This is a genomic window from Actinacidiphila cocklensis (assembly GCF_907177275.1).
Lineage (GTDB): Bacteria > Actinomycetota > Actinomycetes > Streptomycetales > Streptomycetaceae > Actinacidiphila > Actinacidiphila cocklensis.
Genome location: NZ_CAJSLV010000029.1, coordinates 1 through 670, shown reverse-complemented (window position 1 = coordinate 670; position 670 = coordinate 1). Strand labels below are relative to the sequence as shown.

1 protein-coding gene is annotated in these 670 nt (G+C 68.2%); it reads left to right on the top strand.

The window, feature by feature from the left end:
• Window positions 1-633 (top strand): IS3 family transposase (locus NFU81_RS04910; protein ID WP_251485342.1); only part of this gene is annotated, 633 nt, incomplete at its 5' end.
• Between the last annotated feature and the right edge of the window lie 37 nt (window positions 634-670).

Below are 670 nucleotides of genomic sequence, written 5' to 3'. Positions count from 1 at the left end.
CGGATCATGCGGACGTTCTCCATCACCGGCATCCGCCTGCGCAGACGCGTGCGCACCACCGTCCCGGACCCGGCCACCTCACCGGTCCCGGACCTGTTCGAGCGGGACTTCACCGCCACCGAGCCGGGGCGCAAACTCATGGGCGACATCACGTATCTCCCGCTCGCGGGCGGGGAGTTCCTCTATCTCGCGACGGTGCTGGACTGCTTCAGCCGCAACGTCATGGGCTGGTCCATCGCCGACCACATGCGCACCAGTCTGGTCTCCGACGCGTTGCGGATGGCCGCCGCGACTCGCGGGAGTCTGGACGGCGCGGTGTTCCACTCCGACCACGGGGCCCAATACGGCTCCCGGGCCTACGCCGACCTCTGCGACCAGCTCGGGGTCACACGGTCGATGGGCGCGATCGGCACCAGCGCCGACAACGCGGCCTGCGAGAGTTTCCACGCTTCCCTGAAACGCGAGACCCTCCAGGGCGCCCACGACTTCGGCGACGCCGGCACCTGCCGTCGGACTGTCTTCGCCTGGCTGACCCGCTACAACACCCGCCGCCGGCACTCCGCCAACGGCTACCTCAGCCCCAACGAATACGAACACCGACACCACACCGCTAAACTCACACTCGCCGCGTGATCAATAACCGCGTGCCCACCTTCATGGGGGAAGGCCC